This window comes from Varunaivibrio sulfuroxidans (genome assembly GCF_029318635.1).
Lineage (GTDB): Bacteria > Pseudomonadota > Alphaproteobacteria > Rhodospirillales > Magnetovibrionaceae > Varunaivibrio > Varunaivibrio sulfuroxidans.
The window spans coordinates 1,140,650-1,158,653 of sequence record NZ_CP119676.1; the positions used below are offsets into that span (position 1 = coordinate 1,140,650).

General features: G+C 58.7%; 20 protein-coding genes and 1 other RNA gene. 14 read left to right on the forward strand and 7 right to left on the reverse strand.

Translation table 11 applies throughout. The features are described from left to right. Positions 1 to 16: 16 nt before the first annotated feature. The 5 genes from P3M64_RS05380 to P3M64_RS05400 all read right to left on the reverse strand — a co-directional run bounded on the left by P3M64_RS05380 (position 17) and on the right by P3M64_RS05400 (position 2,437). Positions 17 to 835: a TIGR00282 family metallophosphoesterase gene (locus tag P3M64_RS05380; protein ID WP_132938861.1), complete on the reverse strand. Its 819-nt coding sequence runs from the start codon at positions 833 to 835 to the stop codon at positions 17 to 19. Further along, positions 832 to 1,446 (reverse strand): 5-formyltetrahydrofolate cyclo-ligase, encoded by a 615-nt coding sequence (locus P3M64_RS05385; protein ID WP_243644754.1) that lies wholly within the window; start codon positions 1,444 to 1,446, stop codon positions 832 to 834. Before P3M64_RS05385 ends, P3M64_RS05380 begins: the two co-directional genes overlap by 4 nt. 35 nt (positions 1,447 to 1,481) lie before the next feature. Further along, positions 1,482 to 1,634, reverse strand: a non-coding RNA gene (gene ssrS, locus P3M64_RS05390) — 6S RNA. 14 nt (positions 1,635 to 1,648) lie between these two features. Next, positions 1,649 to 2,023 carry a cell division protein ZapA gene (locus P3M64_RS05395; protein ID WP_132938860.1) on the reverse strand — a complete coding sequence of 125 codons (375 nt, stop codon included), beginning with the start codon at positions 2,021 to 2,023 and terminating at the stop codon, positions 1,649 to 1,651. Positions 2,024 to 2,032: 9 nt separating this feature from the next. After that, positions 2,033 to 2,437, reverse strand: a complete 405-nt coding sequence (locus P3M64_RS05400) for a hypothetical protein (protein ID WP_132938859.1) — start codon at positions 2,435 to 2,437, stop codon at positions 2,033 to 2,035. Between the two features lie 45 nt (positions 2,438 to 2,482). Between P3M64_RS05400 and P3M64_RS05405 the strand changes: the two genes are divergently transcribed. The 10 genes from P3M64_RS05405 (at position 2,483) to P3M64_RS05450 (ending at position 13,119) form a co-directional block, all read left to right on the forward strand. Further along, positions 2,483 to 2,713 (forward strand): hypothetical protein, encoded by a 231-nt coding sequence (locus P3M64_RS05405; protein WP_132938858.1) that lies wholly within the window; start codon positions 2,483 to 2,485, stop codon positions 2,711 to 2,713. A gap of 203 nt (positions 2,714 to 2,916) precedes the next feature. Next, positions 2,917 to 3,927: a type I glyceraldehyde-3-phosphate dehydrogenase gene (gene gap, locus P3M64_RS05410; RefSeq protein ID WP_132938857.1), complete on the forward strand. Its 1,011-nt coding sequence runs from the start codon at positions 2,917 to 2,919 to the stop codon at positions 3,925 to 3,927. A 268-nt stretch (positions 3,928 to 4,195) separates the two neighbouring features. Continuing rightward, positions 4,196 to 4,828, forward strand: coding sequence for a thiamine phosphate synthase (thiE, locus tag P3M64_RS05415; protein ID WP_132938856.1), 633 nt, complete (start codon positions 4,196 to 4,198; stop codon positions 4,826 to 4,828). A gap of 67 nt (positions 4,829 to 4,895) precedes the next feature. After that, complete coding sequence (locus tag P3M64_RS05420; RefSeq protein WP_132938855.1) at positions 4,896 to 5,717, forward strand: GGDEF domain-containing protein; 822 nt, start codon at positions 4,896 to 4,898, stop codon at positions 5,715 to 5,717. A gap of 151 nt (positions 5,718 to 5,868) precedes the next feature. Further along, entirely contained in the window at positions 5,869 to 6,438 is a 570-nt protein-coding gene (gene efp, locus P3M64_RS05425) for an elongation factor P (RefSeq protein ID WP_132938854.1), read from the forward strand. A gap of 82 nt (positions 6,439 to 6,520) precedes the next feature. Next, positions 6,521 to 7,309 carry an inositol monophosphatase family protein gene (locus P3M64_RS05430; protein ID WP_132938853.1) on the forward strand — a complete coding sequence of 263 codons (789 nt, stop codon included), beginning with the start codon at positions 6,521 to 6,523 and terminating at the stop codon, positions 7,307 to 7,309. A 456-nt stretch (positions 7,310 to 7,765) separates the two neighbouring features. Continuing rightward, positions 7,766 to 9,283 carry an OmpA family protein gene (locus tag P3M64_RS05435; protein WP_132938852.1) on the forward strand — a complete coding sequence of 506 codons (1,518 nt, stop codon included), beginning with the start codon at positions 7,766 to 7,768 and terminating at the stop codon, positions 9,281 to 9,283. 118 nt (positions 9,284 to 9,401) lie between these two features. After that, positions 9,402 to 10,535, forward strand: coding sequence for a flagellar motor protein MotA (locus P3M64_RS05440; RefSeq protein WP_132938851.1), 1,134 nt, complete (start codon positions 9,402 to 9,404; stop codon positions 10,533 to 10,535). Between the two features lie 6 nt (positions 10,536 to 10,541). After that, positions 10,542 to 11,630: a peptidoglycan -binding protein gene (locus P3M64_RS05445; protein ID WP_132938850.1), complete on the forward strand. Its 1,089-nt coding sequence runs from the start codon at positions 10,542 to 10,544 to the stop codon at positions 11,628 to 11,630. A 217-nt stretch (positions 11,631 to 11,847) separates the two neighbouring features. Beyond that, the gene (locus P3M64_RS05450) at positions 11,848 to 13,119 is read left to right on the forward strand and encodes an MFS transporter (RefSeq protein WP_165886289.1); all 1,272 of its coding nucleotides are present in this window, start codon (positions 11,848 to 11,850) and stop codon (positions 13,117 to 13,119) included. A gap of 68 nt (positions 13,120 to 13,187) precedes the next feature. Here the strand turns inward: P3M64_RS05450 and cyaY are convergent, their stop codons facing one another. Beyond that, a complete protein-coding gene (gene cyaY / locus P3M64_RS05455) occupies positions 13,188 to 13,514 on the reverse strand; it encodes an iron donor protein CyaY (RefSeq protein WP_165886288.1) in 327 nt (108 codons plus the stop codon). Positions 13,515 to 13,687: 173 nt separating this feature from the next. On the opposite strand from cyaY, the gene rpmE reads away from it, so the two are divergent. The 4 genes from rpmE to P3M64_RS05475 all read left to right on the forward strand — a co-directional run bounded on the left by rpmE (position 13,688) and on the right by P3M64_RS05475 (position 17,411). Beyond that, positions 13,688 to 13,912 carry a 50S ribosomal protein L31 gene (gene rpmE / locus P3M64_RS05460; RefSeq protein ID WP_132938847.1) on the forward strand — a complete coding sequence of 75 codons (225 nt, stop codon included), beginning with the start codon at positions 13,688 to 13,690 and terminating at the stop codon, positions 13,910 to 13,912. A gap of 310 nt (positions 13,913 to 14,222) precedes the next feature. Continuing rightward, entirely contained in the window at positions 14,223 to 16,232 is a 2,010-nt protein-coding gene (locus P3M64_RS05465; RefSeq protein ID WP_165886287.1) for an adenylate/guanylate cyclase domain-containing protein, read from the forward strand. A 196-nt stretch (positions 16,233 to 16,428) separates the two neighbouring features. Then, a complete protein-coding gene (locus P3M64_RS05470) occupies positions 16,429 to 16,896 on the forward strand; it encodes an Hsp20 family protein (RefSeq protein WP_132938844.1) in 468 nt (155 codons plus the stop codon). A 302-nt stretch (positions 16,897 to 17,198) separates the two neighbouring features. Further along, a complete protein-coding gene (locus P3M64_RS05475) occupies positions 17,199 to 17,411 on the forward strand; it encodes a YgaP family membrane protein (protein WP_132938843.1) in 213 nt (70 codons plus the stop codon). 118 nt (positions 17,412 to 17,529) lie between these two features. Here P3M64_RS05475 and P3M64_RS05480 read toward each other — a convergent pair whose 3' ends face one another. After that, a complete protein-coding gene (locus P3M64_RS05480; protein WP_132938842.1) occupies positions 17,530 to 18,000 on the reverse strand; it encodes an acyl-CoA thioesterase in 471 nt (156 codons plus the stop codon). Positions 18,001 to 18,004: the final 4 nt, after the last annotated feature.

Here is an 18,004-nt window from a genome sequence, read left to right on the forward strand (position 1 = left end):
TTCGCGACCAGCGTATTCAGCCGCCCTGCGGCGTGCACGACGCCAGACGCCCGCCCCGGCGGAGCGGCGCGACGACGCGGGCGAGGCCGCTGGCATCGTCGGTCTCGATATATACCGCGCACAGGGTCGCTTCACCCAAGGCCGGTTGCAGGCGGGCCGACGGTATTTTTTTGAGAAATCGCGAGATCGCCCCATCCTTAACCATGCCGATCACCGAATCGTAATCCCCACACATACCGGCATCGGTCTGGTATGCCGTCCCCCCCGGCAAAATCTGCGCATCCGCCGTGGGAACGTGACTGTGGGTGCCGATCACGGCGGAAACCCGACCGTCCAGGTAATGCCCCATGCTCATCTTCTCGCTGGTCGCCTCGCAATGGATATCGACAATGATCGCCGCCACGCCGTGGCCCAGGCGTTTATTCAAAAGCGCAATATCGACGCCCGCGAAAGGATCGTCCAAGGGGTCCATGAACAAACGCCCCATCACCTGCGCCACCATGATTTTCGCCCCGCCTGCGACGTCGTATATGTTCCAGCCCCGCCCCGGCGTTCCTTCCGGATAGTTCAACGGTCGGAGCAGACGCGGATCGCGGGCGATGTAGTCGATAATCTCACGCTGATCCCAAACGTGGTTACCGGTGGTAATCGCATCGACCCCGATGTCATAGAACCCCTGGCAGATTTTCCCGGTCAAACCAAAGCCATGGGCCGCGTTTTCGGCGTTGACGATAACGAAATCGAGATCGAGTTCCCGGCGCAGCGTCGGCACGTGGTCGATCACCGCCCGCCGCCCGGACTGTCCGACGACGTCGCCGCAGTATAAAATTTTCATGGTTTTTGAATGGCCTCTTTTTCGGTCACGATCCAGTCGAGCGGTTGATCGCGCCGATCCACCGGAACACGCGCGACTTCCTGGGCGCTGAAGGCGACGCCCACCGCCGTGATATCGCCGGTTTTGCGATCTTTTTCAAGGGTGCGATCGTAATACCCCCCGCCATAGCCCAAACGCCCCCCCAAGCGATCGAACGCCAGCAGCGGCGCCAATACGAGTCGGGGAAATACCAATGGCGCACCGTCGAGAGGATGAGACGTGCCGTAAACGCCTGTTTCCAAGGGGTCCCCCGGTCGCCAGCGACGAAACTCCAAGGGCGCGTCCCGGGTCCGCACGCGCGCCAGCGCAAGAAAATGGCCCCGCTTGGCCAGGCGTTCATACAAGGAACGCAGATCGACTTCGGCGCCCATCGGCCAATAGCCGCCAATGCTTTCGCCCGTTCGCAAGGGAATGACCCCGTCCGCCATCATCGCCAGGAAACGGGCGCACAGCCGCCGGCTGGCCCGGGCGCGCGCATCCGGGGCGATCTCTTCGCGCCGCGCCCGCGCCTGGGCGCGCAACAACGTCTTTGCGGCATCAAGGGGAGAAGGGGAAGCGTCACCCAACGTCACGAACCCTCCCGGGCGTAAGGCGGAACGAAAAACAGGGCGGAGCCATATGAGCCGTCGGCACGATAGATCCTCTGTGGCCTGCATGTGCAGGTGGGCGCCATATACCGAACCCAGGGGTCCGACAGGGACAGCTCCCTAGAGAAAGAAAGCCCCAGGGAAAAATGGCCTAACGCACTCCACAGCACCGCCCCTGCCCTAGTATCTATGACTGTTCGATCCGCCGCGCAATCTTTTCGATCCGCCCGGCCCAAAAATCCAGGGTAGCGACATCGACCGGCACGCCGTCCGCACCCTTCTCGACCGCGGAAGACGGGTCTTTCGGCGCGGGGGCAACGCCGCCCCCCGCGGTCCCGGCGCGCAACGCCTCGACTTCCCGAAAAGCGTCGCTCAATTCGTCGGCGATAAGCAAGCAGGTCATCACCAGCAGGCGACTTTCCCCGACATCACCGACGGCCGCGGCGAGTTGATCGACCCGCTTGCCGACATAATCGGCCAAATCCAAGAGGTGGCTTTCCTGTCCGTCATCACAGGCGATCTTATAGGGTTGGTCATTAATCGTTATCGCGACTTGGGCCATGGCGGCGGCTTATCCTTGCATCAGGCGTTTAATCCGGTCGATCGTCGCGTCCAAGCGCTCGCCCAGCAGTTGGTGCTTACGCTGAAGCCGATCGTTTTCTGTCGTCAGGACGTCAAGCCGGCGCTGCAGTTCCGCCGACACGCCGCCATTCTTGAGCCCGCCGTCCGCGGGGTCACTTCCCGTCGCAAGGTCGCGCTCCGCTTTCTCGTGCAAGGCGTTCTCAAGGCGCGCCAAGGCGCTCTCCAGGCGCGCCTTGACGTCGGAAACCTGGGCGTCGGAAACCTGGGCGTCCATCGTCTGCGCATCCTCGGAGGTTTCGGACGCATCCTTACCATCTTGTCCGGCGCCGGGCCGCGCGGTGGCGGTTCTTTCAGCGACGAGACCCGTCCCCATTGATGTTGCGACATCACTCACGGTAAGGCTTCCCCCTTATGCTTGTTCGTATAGCGGGCGGTCGTCATGAAAAGCACTCTTTGCCGCGACCGCATGACACCCCATCAGCCCATTACGGAACCGGGCGAACACGCCAACCGGCCCGACATGGCGCCACGTTACACGGAAAGGAAATTCCCTCGGGTGGGATCTCCCGAAGACCGCGACGCCATGATGGTCACTGGAACGAATCTTCTGCAATACAATCGTAACAGTAAGTTTCCCCATCGTAAGCGTCAACAGCCCTGCGCCGAGTGATCCGGGTTTTCCCCCAACCGCTCGCCCAACCCCACGTGTTTTTTTGATTGTGTTTGACGCCTCGCGAATGCCACACTTTAAGGTGGGTTTGCAGCCTCCCCACGAGAGTGTTCGTGATAACCATCCGTTTGTGCTAGAAAACGGCAAATTGATTTAAGGCTTCATGGTATTTTTCTGCCGCAACATTTATTCAGGAGGACGGTATGGCGGTTCGCGTTGCTATTAATGGTTTTGGACGGATTGGACGCTTGGCGTTTCGCGCCTTGGTCGAATCCGGGCGCACGGATATCGAGGTCGTGGGCATTAACGACCTGGGTTCGGTTGACGCCAACGCCCACCTTTTAAAATACGATTCCGTGCACGGAACCTTGCCCGCCGACGTTCACGTCGAAGGCGACAGCATGGTCGTTAACGGCAAAAAAACCCGGGTCATCGCCGAACGCGACCCCTCCGCCCTGCCATGGGCGGATCTGAACGTGGACATCGTGTATGAATGCACCGGCATTTTCACCGCCCGCGACAAAGCCGCCGTACACATGAACGCCGGCGCTAAAAAGGTCTTGGTTTCGGCGCCCGCCTCCGGCGCCGACCTGACCGTCGTCTATGGCGTCAACCATGACAAATTGACCGCCGAGCACAAAGTCGTTTCCAACGCCTCGTGCACCACCAACTGTCTGGCCCCCGTGGCCGACGTCTTGAATAAGGCGATCGGCATCAAGCAGGGTTACATGACCACCATCCACTCCTTCACCGGCGATCAGCGCACCGTGGATACCCTGCACAAGGATCTGCGCCGCGCCCGCGCCGCATCGCTGTCGATGATCCCCGCCTCGACCGGGGCGGCCAAGGCCGTCGGCTTGGTGCTGCCGGAACTGAACGGTAAGCTCGACGGCTCCTCGGTGCGCGTGCCGACGCCGAACGTCTCGATGGTTGATTTGAAATTCGTGCCGATGAAAAACACCTCGGTCGAAGACGTCAACGCCGCCATCAAGGCCGCCGCCGAAGGCCACCTCAAGGGCGTCTTGGCTTACAACACCGCGCCCTTGGTGTCGGTCGATTTCAACCACAACCCTCACAGTTCGATCTTCGACGCCACCCAGACCCAAGTCATGGGCGAGGGCGACTTCGTGCGCGTGGTGTCGTGGTACGATAACGAGTGGGGCTTCTCCAACCGCATGTCCGACACCGCCGTCGCCTTGCATAACGTCGGATAACGGTTCCTTTTACAACGTCACAAAAACTCAAGCGGGGCCTAACGGCCCCGCTTTTGTGTCAAAAGTCGATCTCGGACGAAGGGCCTTTAAGCCGATCTTTGATGTCTTCCGACCCCGTAACAGGGCGCTTTCGGCCTCCGTTTTTACCCTCGCCATCTGCATTTTCGCACCGAGCCTTGATCAATCCCCTCGTATAGTGGTTTGATGGAGACATAAAAAGAGGGGTGCGAGAATGGCGCTCCCCGCGCACAGGAAGACCCCCCTCGCGATGAGATCCCGGCTTTATATTATCACCCCTCCCACCCTGGCTCCCACCGCATTCGCCCCCGTTCTCTCGTCGGCTCTCCAAGCGGGCGACGTCGCCTGCGTTCAATTGCGCTTGAAGGACGTTTCCGACCGGGAACTTCTCGACGCCTGCGAAATTTTAATGCCGATCGCGCACCGCCACGATGTCGCCTGGATCGTCAATGACCGCCCCGATATCGCCAAAAAGAGTGGAGCCGACGGCGTTCACCTGGGTCAAGACGACGTCTCCATCGTCCGGGCGCGCGATATCCTGGGCGAGGAGGCCATCATCGGCGCGACCTGCCACAATTCGCGCCACCTCGCGATGTTGGCCGCCGAACAGAGCGCCGATTACGTCGCCTTCGGGGCCTTTTACGACACCCGGACAAAAACCCCAAAGACGACCGCCGAGCCGCAATTGCTGCAAATTTGGAGTACCGCCACGCAAGTACCTTGCGTCGCCATTGGCGGAATCACGACCGAAAATTGCACGCCATTGATCGAAGCGGGAGCCGATTTCCTTGCCGTCAGCAACGGCATTTGGAGCCACCCCCAAGGCCCCGCCCGGGCCGTGCGCCTTTTCAATGAACTTATGGACAGCCTTGGTGCAAAATGACACTGTGTGCCGGGCGCTGGCATAGCTTCATCTTACCTCCCCCTTTCTTTGCCCTACAGGATGGATAATGGACCAGCAAAAAAACAGCTTCGAGCGCGGTATTGAAGAACTGAAGGGCAGCGCTGGCCGAATTACCCATGGCTTGGAAGACGTCATCGCGGCGATCGAGAACGTTGCGGCGGAAAACAGACTCTTCCTCAACGAAAGCCATGAAGATGCGCAACCCAATAAAACCGGCGATCCCATAGCCCAATTGCTGAGCACGATCCACACTCAGGTCTCCGATATCGTCAATATCGGTCATGCCTTCGAGAAGCGTATTACCGCATACGGCAAGGAAATTATCCACCTGAACCGGCAATTGGAAAAAACCAAGCTGGAAGCCATGGTCGATCCGACGACAGGCATCGGAAACCGGCGTAAATTCGAGGAGGCCTTGAAGCTGTTCTTGGGCAAGATCAGCGAATTCAACAATCAAATTTCCGTCCTGCTGGCGGATATCGACAATTTCAAATCGATCAACGACACCCTCGGCCACCACGTCGGCGATCAGGTATTGCGTCTGGTGGCGGAAAATTTCGCTCGAAATCTCAAGGGCAGCGACATTATCGCGCGTTGGGGCGGAGATGAATTCGCTGCGATTTTGCCCAACACCACCAACGCCAACGCCATGCATGTGGCCGATAACGTCCGCGGCGGACTCGAACAGCGTACGATCCGCAACAAAGAAACCGGCGAGGAACTAGGAAAAGTCACCCTATCCATCGGGGTTTCATCCTTTCGCGCGGGCGACAACCCCCATAAAATGATTTTCCGCGCCGACCAATCGATGTACAACGCCAAACGCAAGGGTAAAAACCGCGTCGTGTCCGACAGCGACATTCCCTGATTCGCCCCGCATCCCATTCCGCCTAGCTTTTTACCGTGGATAGGGTGTCTTCGGCGGTTTAGCGAACTTGCTTATCGTCAAACGTGATGATAGCTTCCGCGCCTTCGGATACATTGACGACAACGCATCAAGGCTTTCACGGGATCAGAGCATGAAGATCAACGGTAACGCCATCCGCCCCGGCATGGTCATCGAACATCAAGGCCGCCTCTGGCGTGCGGTTAAAATTCAACACACCCAACCCGGTAAGGGCGGGGCGTATCTCCAAGTCGAATTAAAAGACATCCGCAGCGGAACCAAACTAAACGACCGCTTTCGGTCGTCCGAAACGGTCGAACGCGCGCGCCTCGATCAAAAGGATTATCAGTTTATTTTTTCCGAAGGCGATATGTTCACCTTCATGGATACCGAAACCTACGATCAAATCACCCTAAGCGGCGATTTGATCGGCGAAGATCAGGCCCCCTATCTCCAAGAAGGCATGACCGTCACCATCGAAAGCCATGACGACGACCCGATCGCGATGCAGTTGCCCGACACCGTCGCCCTGGATATCGTCGAGGCCGACGCCGTCGTTAAAGGGCAAACCGCATCGTCGAGCTATAAGCCGGCTCTGTTGGAAAACGGCGTGCGCACCTTGGTGCCGCCGCATATCGAAACCGGCACGCGGGTGATCATCAACACGGCCGACGGGTCCTACGTCGAGCGCGCCAAGGATTAGGCATACCGGCGCATCGCGCATCCCCTTCGGCGACAAACGCCGCTAAAATATTTGAACTTGTAGAAAACAGAGAAGGCACGCAATGGCCCACCCACGTTCCGCCCTTATCAATGTCATGGCCGGCGCCGCGACGAAAGCATCGCGCAAACTGGTCCGTGATTTTGGCGAAGTCGAAAATCTTCAAGTTTCTCGTAAGGGACCTGCCGATTTTGTCAGCACCGCCGACCATACCGCCGAAAAGACGATCCGCGACGAACTGGCCAAGGCGCGCCCGACCTATGGCTTCGTCATGGAAGAAAGCGGCGTGGTCAAGGGTAAGGACAGTTCCAACACCTGGGTCGTCGATCCCCTCGACGGCACCACGAACTTCCTTCACGCCATTCCCCACTTCGCAATTTCGATCGCCCTGGTGCGTGATGGCGCGCCCCATGCCGGGGTCGTCTACAACCCGATCAGCGATGAAATGTTTTGGGCCGAAAAAGGCCAGGGCGCTTTCCTAAACGGTCGGCGGCTACGGGTCTCGGCGCGGGCGAACCTCCAAGAATCTCTATTCGCCACGGGTATCCCGTTCCTCGGCGCCAACAAGGACGCCCAGTTTCTGAGCCGTTTGGAGGCGGTCATGAACCAAACGGCCGGCGTGCGCCGTTTCGGGTCGGCCGCCCTGGACCTCGCCTACGTCGCCGCCGGACGCTACGAGGGATATTGGGAAGCCGGTCTGTGTTCGTGGGATATCGCCGCGGGAATCGTTCTGGTGCGCGAGGCCGGAGGATATGTTTGCGACATCGACGGAACCAAGGACATGCTGTCGAATGGATCGGTGATCGCCGCCAACGCCAATCTTCACGAACCGCTTACGCGCCTTCTTCGCTAGGTGAGCGCCCTGAGCTTATCCCGGGCCGAACGCCCAATGCTCCCAATGTTCATAGAAGTTTTATGCGCCGACGCCCTGTCATATTTTTGCCGTCAATGCCGGCCAAACTGCGACGCGTGGCGTGGCGTTAATCTGTTGTCTCACCCTTTCCCCTTGGGTAAGGTCCGTTAGTGTGAAAACCATACGCAACCCGCACCTAGTGTTGGTAATGTTGCGGAGGCGACAAAAACGGTAAACAATGGCGCACACGCCGGACGGTCGTGTGATCACGACAGACGCATCGCCCCGGCGGGGGCTGCGCGACGGGCCGGCGGCGCGTTGACGGAGGGGTAAAGGCGTGAAAGACTTCGTTTTAGGGGGAGCGATCGACTTATGGCGGATGCAATGAAGACGGATGCGGTGGTGATACCTTCCAAAATTAGGGTTTTCGGCGTGCGCAAAGCCCGGAGCGCGTTCATGTATAAATCCTTAGGCGTCGTGGTGGCGGACGTTTCGCTAAAGGCCCTTTTGGTGGCGGGCGTTTTGACGGTCCAGGGCGTTACCCTGAGCGGGGGGCCGGGATCTTTCGTTCCCTCGGCATGGGCGCAAGAAAACACGGTCGATGTCAGCGACCCCAGCGTGGTCGTTGACCTCAGCGTCTTGACCGACGGTGGACGGGTTCCCGGCGCGGGCGTTTCGCCGACCCCAATGGACAATGCTCTTCCTCACCGCATGCCTGGAGCGAAGATGCCGGTTTCCCAATTGCTGGTACAGCCGAAAAAGCCGGTTAGGATTGTCGCACCTCGACATTTGGCGCCACGACCGGTTGCCCTGGCGACCCCTCCGACAGAAGAATCGCCTCCTACCCGGGTGGCATCGGACACAGTCACGATCGCACCGCCAAAGCCCGGCGAAAAACCGGCGCCGATCACGCTCTCGGAAACGCCGAAGATGCCCGTTCCGGAGACACCGACGCCCCCCGCCACGGTGCAAAGGCCGGCACAACCAACGTCGGGTGCGCCCGACGCGCCCGCCTCCGCTATACCGCCCGTTCCGGTCATCGCCAAGGCTCCGGAACCCGCGCCAATGCCGCCCTCCGTCGCGACGACGAAGGGCGCACCCGCCGCAGATCGGATGACCGCACTGAACTCGACGGAAACCGCGGTCCATAGCCCTTCCATCGCGAGCCCTTCCATCGCGACACCTTCCGTTCAGACGCCCACAGCGCCGACATCACCGCACATAAGCGCCCAGAAAAAGACCGGAGCGGCGACGGAAAACACGGTGAAAGCGCTCCCGACGCCACCGACACCCATGGCGCCCACAGCGCCCATCGCGCCCCAAGCAATGAAACGGCTCCCGGCTCCCGGCGCGCCCAGCTCCGCCCCCGCCGCCCCCGCCGCCCCCATGGGGGAGAGCTCGCCGTCCACGGAACCGTCCACCACCCATCTTCCGCAAGGCGGTTTAAACGTGCCCCCGCCGCCGTCCCAGCCATCGCCTTCCGTCGTACTCGATATTCCGCCGCCCCCGAAAAAACCCGCCACGGGCGCACCTTCCACACAATCCGCGCAGGCGACGCCCGCCACGGGCGCGCTCGACGGTTCCTTGCAGGCCCGGCTGACGCCGAAAACCGCGCCGGAACAACAAACGGCGACACCCCCATCGCCGGACGCCGTCGTGAAGGGCAACACGATGCAGGTCCTGTTCCCTCCCGAACAAACCAAAATTCCCGACGACGCTTTGAACGCTCTCGGGACATTGGCGCAAAGAATGAAAGGGAACGACGCCTTGCGTCTGCAGCTTCTGGCCTATGCCGGCGGCGCGGATTTAAACGCCAGCAAGGCGCGCCGACTTTCTCTCTCGCGCGCTTTGAGCGTACGCTCGCACCTGATTCAAAGCGGCGTGCGCAGCACCCGTATCGATGTCCGTGCGCTGGGCGATAAATCTTCGAAGGGCGATCCGAACCGGGTCGATATCACAATCGTGGAACGTTAATTTTGACCCGCTCGGGGGGAGACCGCCGCCTACCCCACAAGCACGGCCCCAAGCCCGCGCGACGAAGCCGACGGGACACGGGACACATACGACGTCAACCTCCAAGGAGACGCCCTCGATGAGTCGGCCCCGTTTGTATTTCATACGCATGATTATGTTTTTGATGGTTGTCGCCGTCGCGGCCGCCGTCTTGTACGTGCCTCTAAAATCGGCGTTCATGGGCAATCCGCCACTCAACGGCATGATCGTCGGCGTGTTCATCCTGGGCGCGGTTTACAACTTCAGGCAGGTTTTTTCGATTGTCCCGGAAATCGAATGGATTGAAAATTTTCGCACCAACCAATCGTCCGTCTCCTCGCAAACGCCGCCCCGTTTGCTCGCCCCAATGGCCACCATGCTCGGGGAAAAACGCGATTCGATCAGCCTGTCCACCCTGTCGATGCGATCGCTGTTGGACGGGATCGCCTCACGCCTGGAGGAAACCCGAGATATCGCACGCTACACCATTGGGCTGCTGATTTTCCTCGGTCTTCTCGGCACCTTCTGGGGGCTGCTGTCCACCGTGGGGGCGATTCGCGACGTGATCGCCGGACTGAATGTCGGCGGCGGCGACGTCACCCGTGTTTTCGCCGATCTGAAAAGCGGCCTCGAAGCGCCGCTCACCGGCATGGGAACCGCCTTTTCGTCCTCTCTTTTCGGGTTGGCGGGATCTTTGATCCTGGGTTTCCTCGATCTTCAGGCGGGGCAGGCGCAGAATCGCTTCTACACCGAACTGGAAGACTGGCTATCCAGCCTAACCCGCCTGTCCAGCGGATCGTTGAGCATCGAAGGCGATCAATCGGTGCCCGCCTATGTGCAGGCCTTGCTCGAACAATCCGCCGACAGCCTGGACAATTTGCAGCGCACCCTCGCCCGCGGCGAGGAAAACCGTATTTCCGCCAACACCCATCTTATCCAGTTGACCGACAAACTGGGCGTGCTTAACGACTTCATGCAGACCGAACAGATGCTGATGAAGAAAATGGCGGAAAATCAGATCGAGTTGAAAGCCATTTTGACCAAGATCGTCGATCGCTCCACAAGCGACGAAGCGACCATGGACGGGGCTACGCGCGCCCATATCCGCAACCTGGACGTTTACGTGGCGCGCCTGCTTGAGGAAATCGGCAATGGGCGCAGCGAATTGGTCGAACAATTGCGTTCGGAATTCCGACTTCTGGCGCGCACCATCGCCGCCCGTTCGAACGAGTGATCCGCGATGCCCGGTTTATCCCGTAGATCCCGCTATACCGCCAACACCTGGCCCGGGTTCGTCGATGCCTTAGCATCGCTGTTGATGGTCGTGGTGTTTCTGGTCTTGGTTTTCGCTCTCGCCCAGATTCTGTTGGGCGAGACGCTGCGCGGACGCGAAAGCGCACTTAAGAAACTCGGCGGCGAGGTCTCGCAATTGAGCGACCTTCTGGCCCTGGAGCGCAAGAGCAATCAGGCCCTGCGCGCCAACGTCAACGACCTCAGCACGGAACTCCAATCGACCTTGTCCGAACGCGACACTCTGAAGACGGCGACCACCAAGGCCCAGGAAAAAATCGCCGCGCTTTCCGGAGACGTCGCCAGCCTTTCGGCCCTGAAGAAGGATCTGGAAAGCAAGATCGCGCAGATGGCCTCGAAATTGGATGAAACCAAGGGTTCGTTGCTGCGCGAACAGGACATCTCGAACTCGGCGCGCGCCAAGGTCGCCTTGCTGAACCAACAAATGGCGGCGCTACGCGACCAACTGGCGCAGATCTCGGCCGCCCTGGACGCTTCGGAAAAACGCGCCAAGGCGCAAAACGTGCAAATCGTCGCCCTCGGCAAACGGCTGAATTCGGCGCTTGCCTCCAAGGTCCAGGAACTGTCGCGCTATCGGTCCGAGTTTTTCGGTCGCCTGCGTCAAGTTCTGGGCAATCAGGCGGGCATTCGCATCGTCGGCGATCGTTTCGTTTTTCAATCGGAAGTTCTATTCGCCAGTGGCGAGGCCGACATCGGCCCGAACGGCCAGGCGCAGTTGGACAAACTGGCGACGACCCTGCGTGAATTGGCGCAAAAAATTCCCAAAGGTATCGATTGGGTGCTGCGCGTCGATGGCCATACAGACAAGGTGCCGATCCATAACAATAAATTCGCATCGAATTGGGAACTCAGCTCGGCGCGCGCGATATCCGTCGTTAAGTATCTAATATCTAAGGGAATTCCACCTTCCCGGCTGGTCGCCGCCGGGTTTGGCCAATACCAGCCGATCGACAATCGGGACGACGAAATCGCTTATCGACGCAACCGGCGCATCGAACTTAAATTGACACAGCGCTGATGGTTCTGAATAATTAGAGCGTTCCTAATGTAAATTCTCGCGAACCTCCCGGCGTCCCTCAGCGCGGACCTCACCATGAGCCACCGTCCGCGCCTACGGTTTTTTCGCACGGGACCTTCGCCCCGATAAACCCCAGGACATCGTCCGCTGACTTTGGTCATCCCCACCCCACGACCCAGGCCAGGCCCCTGTCCCATAGATTTGGATTATGCCGACAATGAGCCCAACACAGACCCGCGACAAAACCAAATCCGACCGCTCCAAGCGTTCCGGTCTTCTCACTCTTTTTCTGATCGTGTTCATTGATTTGGTCGGTTTTGGCGTGGTCATTCCCCTGCTTCCGTTCTACGGCGAACATTTCGCCGCAACGCCGTTCACCGTGGCGATGTTGATGGCGATCTATTCGCTGACCCAGTTCATCGCCGCCCCCTTTTGGGGCGGATTGAGCGACCGTATCGGACGTAGGCCGGTTCTCATTCTCAGCCTGGGCGGCGCGGTTCTGTCCTACGTCGGCTTGGCGTTCGCCGGCAGTCTGTTGATGTTGTTCGCCGCGCGCGCCTTCGGCGGCTTGATGGCCGGCAACATATCCACCGCCTTCGCCTATATCGCCGATGTCACCACCGCGGAAAATCGGGCCCGGGGCATGGGTCTAATCGGGGCCGCCTTCGGTCTTGGATTTATCGCCGGACCGGCATTGGGCGGCATTCTGGCCGGCCCCGACCCGGTCAACGCCGACTTTCAAAGCCCGGCCCTCGCCGCCGCCGGGCTGTCGTGTCTGGCCCTGATCATGACCGCGATCTTTCTCAAGGAGTCCCTCCCCGCCGAGGCCCGCGCCCACGCCCGTGCTCAACCGAAGAAAAGCCGCTGGGCCCAATTCCAGGACGCGCTCACGATCCCCAACATCGCGCTTCTGATCGGACTGTCGTTTCTCGCCACGTTCGTCTTTTCCGGCATGGAAACCACCTTCGCCATGTGGTCGCGCCGTCAATTCGGCTGGGGTCCGCAACAAAATGGCTACCTGTTCGCCTACATCGGCGTCATGGCCGCCTTGCTTCAGGGCGGACTGGTCGGTCGACTGGCGAAACGTTTCGGCGAGGCGAATTTGATCATCCAGGGCGCGTTCGCCTTGGCCCTCGGCATGGCGATCATCCCCTTTTCAACCAGTTTGCCGGTTCTGCTGGTCGCCATGACCATCGTCGCTTATGGATTCAGCGTCATCAACCCCTCGCTGAACAGCTTGATTTCGCTTCAAGTCACCAATGTTCATCAGGGTTCGACCATGGGCGTGACCCGCTCGGCGACCACTATGGCCCGCGTCATAGGGCCGCTGTGGGCCGGTTTCCTGTTTGCGTCCCTGGGCAAGGCGTGGCCCTATTATGGCGGTGCGGTCATCATGGTTGTGGTCGGCGTGATCGCCATTGTCTCGATGAAGGCGAATATCGAGGCGAAGCGCGCCGCCGTCAACGTGAACCCGCCCCAAGGCGAGTAGGCGGGCGCATAGGCGTGTGCGGGGGCGGGGCGTGTGCGGGCGCTGGCGCGTTGTCGCGCGATCCGGGGCTAACGCAACGTCACCCGCGCCCCGGCCGTGCGCGTCAACTCCTCTTCCAGGGTCTGCAAAAGCTCTTCTCCGCCGCGGGTATTGCACCAGGCCGCGGCGGCGGCGTCCCAGGAAAAATGAGAAGCCCCACTGAGTGGAGAAGACATCCATATTTGGCTATTGGGCGCATGTTTGTTGATGACGTAGGTTTCCCCTCCATCCCATGCCACGGTAAGAATGCCCTCCTCCCAATCGACATCCGCGCGGTCACCCAACTGAGCTTCGATTTTATCGAACACGGTTTCCAGGGTCTCGTCGGCGCGAAGATGAAACGTCTTTTCGTCCATGGTCATTTTCTCTTTCATTTTGGGGAGATGGAAGCATCGAAACGGTGAAAATATTGTGCCCTTTCGCCCCTTTCCAGCGCAAGAGATGAAAAAACCTTTGCATTAAGCCAGGAAAGCCTTGTGCCCAAGCCTGCTCTTGGGTATATAGAGCGCCTTGTTTCCGGAGCGAACTCATGAAAAAAAATATTCACCCTGACTATCACGAAATCACTGTCGTGATGACCGACGGCACCTCCTTCAAGACGCGATCCACTTGGGGCGCCGAAGGGGATACCTTGAAATTGGACATCGATCCGAAAACGCATCCCGCCTGGACCGGCGTGCATCGCCTTATGGACAGCGGCGGTCGATTGGCCAAATTCAACAAGCGTTTCAAAGACTTCGGCATTAAAAACTGATCGAAGTCATGCACGGACATAAAAAATGGCGCGAGGGTGGATTATCCTCGCGCCATTTTCCGTTGTCTCTAGGGTAGTCGGGCGTGCGACCGCACCGGAAGCTCCATTTACTTTTGGGAGGTTGCGAGGATAAGGTTCTCGGGGAAAGGCTTTTTACCTACAATCGTCCAAGTTTTTTTCCTCGAAAAATTTCATTGGAACGTTTCACGACCGCAAACGATGAAATCCTTACGCGCAATTCCCATATCCAACGTGCTCTTGACGAACCCGTGCATGAACTGCGGCCGAGACCGCGCATAGCGGAGGTAGAATGAAACGCCCTGGCCAGAGTGGCTCCAAGACATATGAAATCCAGGTTTTTCAATCTGGGCGGTGGATGATTCATGCCCAATACCCCGCCACTCAAAAAGAAGACGCCATAGACGAAGCCAAATCACTTCAGGAAATTCGGGGGTTTGGCGATATCAAGGTGGTCAGCGACGTCTATAATTCTCGCACCGGCGAAAGCCACGAGCACGTCGTTTACAAACATACCCGTATGATGACCGGCGGCTCCGGTTCCGGTCTTTGGGGCGGGCCTTCGGTGGGGGCTTCACGGGGCGCCGGGGCGCAGCAAAACTGGAAATCGCGTTCCACCGCCTCCGATGTGGATATTGACCTGGGCTTAACCCCCTCGGGGGGCGCAAGCAAGAACGGTAAAAAACGTGGCCCGGGTTTTTTCACAAAATTGGTCTTGGTGACGTTGTTTAGCATGGTTGTCGCCGCCTTGATCACCATCATCGCCGGCGAAATGCTTCCCGCCGAGAAAATTTTCGGTATTGCATTTTACGGCCAAACGCGTTCGAACGCCCTTCTCGGTTTTTTTATTGTTTTCTTCCTATTTACTCTGCTGTCCTCGGCCGTCGCCTTCATTTCGAAGGATGACCTGAAGGCCCCTCGCGCGCGCAAGAAAAAACCGAAAAAACCTCTCTACGAGGCCGCGCAGACCGACGACGACCGGGAAGAGGCGAGCACCGACGACGAAGAGGCGCAAAGCGAAACCGAGGAAGCCCCCGAGACCGAGAAAGAGGAAGAGGAAGACGCGGAAGCCGAGACCGAAGAACCCGAGACGGAGGAAGACACCGAACCCGAACCCGAACCCGAGCCCGAGCCCGAGCCCGAAAAAGATCCCGTACTCACGCCTTTCGTTGAAAAACAAAAGGCGCAAATGATGACCTTCTTCGGACAGGCACTGGGCACGTTAACCGCCGCCCAGAAAAAAATGGATACTTACAACAAATTTGGGGTCAATCTCTACCTCGCCGGCGCGTCAGAAACGCTGGGAAGCGAACGCGGACTGGAGCCCGCCGCGACCGCCCATATCCTGCGCGAAAGCGTCCAAATCATGGGATTTAAAAAAGAAAACGCCGAAACCTTTTCCGAGCGTTACCACGATTACCTTTTGCAAGACAGCCGCTACATGCAAATGTTTCAATCCGGACGCCTCGACATGAACCAATATCTCGGCGCGCCCGGTGATGGCAAGCCGATGAATGGCGAGGAAACCGGCTTGTCGAACGCGCTGCTTGCCTGGAACAAACCGAAGGAACCCGACGACCCGGAAAGAGAAGTCACCGTGATGTTCACCGACTTGGTCGGCTCGACCGCGATGACTCACGAAAAAGGAAACAAAGGCGCCCAGGAAATCGTACGCGCCCATAATACGATCGTTCGCGACATCCTTTCTCGCACCGGCGGACATGAGGTCAAGCACACCGGCGACGGCATCATGGCTTCGTTCGAAAACGTGCAAAAAAGCGTTTTCGCCACCGCCGAGATACAGCGCCAAGTCGCTCTTCACAACCAGAATAACACCGATACGCCACTGAAAATAAAAATCGGCGTCAACGTCGGGCGCGCCCTCGCCGAAGAGAACGATCTTTACGGCGTTACCGTGCAGTTGGCGGCGCGCATCGTCGATAAGGCGCAGGCCGATCAGATTTTGGTTTCCGAAACCGTCCACGGCATGTCCAAGGGCGGCGATATTCAATTTATCAAACGCGGACCGTACATGATGAAGGGTATCGACGGCCCCGCTTATCTATACGAAGTCGTCTGGGATAGCCGGACCGACATTCCCGTACTGCAAAAAGAGGCCGCCGCGGAAAACGCCCGGTTGGCCCGGGCCGCCGGTCTTCCGGAGGCGTCCCCCGACCCCATCGCCTCCCAGCCTTCCCCGACACCGAGCGACGCGACCACTGTGCTCACTGACGGGGCCGCGCAGACGCGCGCCTCTTCTTCTCCCGCCGCGCCGCCCGCCAAGGCGCCGACAAACGCATAAGACCGGAAGCTTGCACGCCACAGGCGCGTTTGCCGCATCTCTTTTCAGCGCTCCCCCCCTTGCGTGGGGATCATTACCCTCATACATCAGCACTGTTCAGCGATGCCATTTTTCGGATCCCTGAATGCGAGCAATCGCGCGCCCAGCCGTTTTGGTGGGCCGAACATGTATCTTGCTTATCAAAGGAGAAACAGAAATGCGTACTATCGATCTTTCCCCACTTCACCGTTTCGCCGTCGGTTTCGATCACATGCAGCGCCAGCTGGATACGCTCAGCCGATTGGACGAGACCACCCAATCCTATCCGCCGTATAATATCGAGGCGCGCAGCGAAAATGACTATCGAATCAGTCTGGCCGTCGCGGGTTTCGACGCCGGCGACCTGGACGTCACGGTCAAGGAAAGCACCTTGGTCGTCTCCGGTCGCCAAGATCACCCCGAGGCGGAAGTCAAGTACCTCCACCGTGGCATAGCGGGACGAACGTTCGAACGCCGATTCGAATTGGCCGACCACATCAAGGTTGTCGCCGCCGATTTGGCCAATGGCCTATTGCATATCGATCTTAAACGAGAAGTCCCCGAGGAAATGAAGCCGCGGAAAATAGAAATCACGGCAAAGCCCGGCGGGAACGTTCAAAAATCCATTGAGAACAAAGCCGCCTAGTGGTTTGCGTTTACCATTTGTGTCCGATGCCGTTGGACACAAACGTGTGAACAAATCAAACCGCAATAAAAAGAGGGATCGTGGTCGGCCCGATGGTTCGCGGGCGCGAAACGTCGGTATCGATCCACTGGGGCCTTTATCGCGCCCTTGAGGCTCTTTTTCTCCCCCGTGCTGGGTTTTGCACCCACCACGGGGGATCACTTCCTCGTGAATATGCCGGTTGGGCGCACGAGGCGATTGGCCTTTCTTTCTTCGAGTTGTATAGTTTTATCTTGTACAATTTGAAATGAGAGAGGGACGCAATGAAGAAGAATGTTGGCGGCGCGGATCGCATCATCAGAATCATTTTGGGATTGGCGATCTTATCGTTGTTTTTTATCCTCGAAGGCAATGCGCGGTATTGGGCGCTTGTCGGATTGATCCCCCTGGGAACGGCCTTGATCGGATGGTGCCCACCGTATGCGATTTTTGGCATGAACACCTGCCGTACCAAGAACGATACCCCTCCGGACTAATTGCCGGTCTAAGTTCTTTGGCCTAACTTTCCGAACTGTCCATAAAACCGGCCTCAGCCGGGTGGGTTCCGCCCGTCCGGCTGGGGCGGGCGTGCCCGTTCGACCCGACGGCTTGCCTTCAGGCGATCGTTTGGGATTGCTCCGCGTCGCCTTTCATGACAAAGCGTTCGAGCGCCTCACGCATATAGGCCGGTATCGAACACGGGGTTGCGCTTTTGCGATCGACGATAACATGAACGAAGCGTCCGACTCCGGCCGCGTCCTCGATTCCCTTGGAAAACAGGGCCACCTTATAGCTCAGGCTGGTGTTTCCCAGCCGGGTGACGCCGATCGCCGCCTCTACCGTCTCGGGATAGCTCAAGGGGCGAAAAAAACGGCATTGCGTTTCGGCGGCGTAGGCGACCTGAGGCGCGCCGCTCCAATCCAAGGGGCAGGCGTCGAGCAAGTGCATCACCGCCGCTTGAAAATATGAATAAAAAACGACGTTATTAACATGCCCCAGCATGTCGTTGTCTTCCCAACGCGTCTGAACATCGGTTATCAAGGGAAAATCGGCACGCCGGACAAAACGATCATTTTTGGCCGCCATAACA